This window comes from Vibrio sp. 10N.222.48.A3 (genome assembly GCF_041475345.1).
In the GTDB taxonomy this organism is placed as follows: domain Bacteria; phylum Pseudomonadota; class Gammaproteobacteria; order Enterobacterales; family Vibrionaceae; genus Vibrio; species Vibrio tasmaniensis_A.
Genome location: NZ_JBFRVX010001089.1, coordinates 1 through 1,472, shown reverse-complemented (window position 1 = coordinate 1,472; position 1,472 = coordinate 1). Strand labels below are relative to the sequence as shown.

The 1,472-nt window shown below is 39.9% G+C and carries 2 protein-coding genes; one reads left to right on the top strand and one right to left on the bottom strand.

Translation table 11 applies throughout. From position 1 onward, the window contains the following. The first annotated feature begins 253 nt into the window (after window positions 1-253). Window positions 254-799, top strand: a complete 546-nt coding sequence (locus AB4653_RS23885; protein ID WP_102258194.1) for a GNAT family N-acetyltransferase — start codon at window positions 254-256, stop codon at window positions 797-799. Window positions 800-940: 141 nt separating this feature from the next. On the opposite strand, the gene AB4653_RS23880 is transcribed toward AB4653_RS23885, so the two are convergent. Beyond that, the coding region (locus AB4653_RS23880) for a sensor histidine kinase (RefSeq protein WP_372105488.1) at window positions 941-1,472 on the bottom strand (532 nt) is incomplete at its 5' end.

Genomic DNA, 1,472 nt, shown 5'->3' with positions numbered 1-1,472 from the left:
GGTTACCTCTTGGCAATGTTGATTCATTACTTAAGCCTAGTATTTTTATATATTTTATATATTTAGGCTGCTAATACTAATGCATGACTAACGATCATACCCGCAATTATTATAAGGTTTAATGTATTTCGTGATAGATCTAGCGTATCACGAATAATTCGTGCCACAAGTGGTTGCATATTAAAAATTGTGCGACATTATAACCTGCCGACCAAAAGACACTTAAATCATCAGCCAAAAGAAAAGGGAAAACATGTTTAAAACAGTTATCGATGAAGAGTTATCCATCGCTCTGGTTGAAGAGAACTTCGCATCTCATTACGCGGAAATTTCACAAAGCCAAAATGAGTATCTTAGCCAATGGTTAGCATGGCCACCGCACTGCAAAACAGAGCAGGACTTTAGGATCTTCATCCAGCGCTCGCTACATGATTACGCGGAAGGCAAAAGCATGACATGTGCGATTGTGTACAAAGACAATATCGTCGGTAACTGTAGCTTTAACTCCATTGACCACAGCAAACAGAAAGTCACGATAGGCTATTGGTTGTCCGAGACTTACCAAGGTAACGGGATCGTTACACGCGTAGTTGAGAAGCTCATTGATATTGCTTTCAATGAGTTAGATATGGAAAAGGTGGAGATATCAGCTGCAACTGGCAACCAGAGTAGTCGCAAGGTTTGTGAGCGCTTACATTTCACATTAGAAGGTATCATAACTCGTAACGAGAACTTAAATGGCCGTATCATAGATCATGCTATTTATGGCCTTCATCGTTTAAGCGCCAACAGCATCTAAGCTTGATTTTCTACTTGGTAAATTTTGCCAATTGATAGTGAATGATAATTGGTAATTAGTAAGTTAATTAAATTAGTAAGCCACGATATTAAACCGTGGCTTTCATTTTTAAGAGTCTAATTGGTCTCTTACTAAAATCATTTACGTGATCTTTGGGATTAAGATACAGAACTTGGCACCACCGCGATTGCTATCGCAGATCCGAATGTCCCAAGAAAGCTTTTTAGCCGCTGAAATCGCTATCGCTAGACCTAACCCTAACCCACCAGTTGCTGATGCTCTGCTAGAATCTAAGCGAGAAAACGGAAGGAATACTTCTTCACGCCTGTCCTCAGGTATCCCAGAGCCATTGTCTTCAATCAGAACCAGCCAATTTTCTGAGTTCTCGTCCAGAGTTACCCAGACTTTGTCTTGTGTGTAATTCCCAGCGTTCTTAATCACGTTATCAAAAACCAAACGCGCCATCGAGCAATCACACTTAATTTTGCACTCTAGCTTTACTTTGGACTCAAAAATAACATTGTCTAACTCCGAGTAACGGATTCTATCTAAACAATACTCGCGAAGATCAGCTTTCACTTTAACAAGCTCGAAGAAAGAGTTATCCATGACATTCAATTTCGACAGCATGATAATTTCTGACGTGAGGTCGTTGATATCCCCGATGTAGGTA

Coding starts and splice junctions, on each gene's coding strand:
- AB4653_RS23885 (WP_102258194.1), top strand. CDS start 254: ATGTTTAAAACAGTTATCGATGAAGAGTTATCCATCGCTCTGGTTGAA.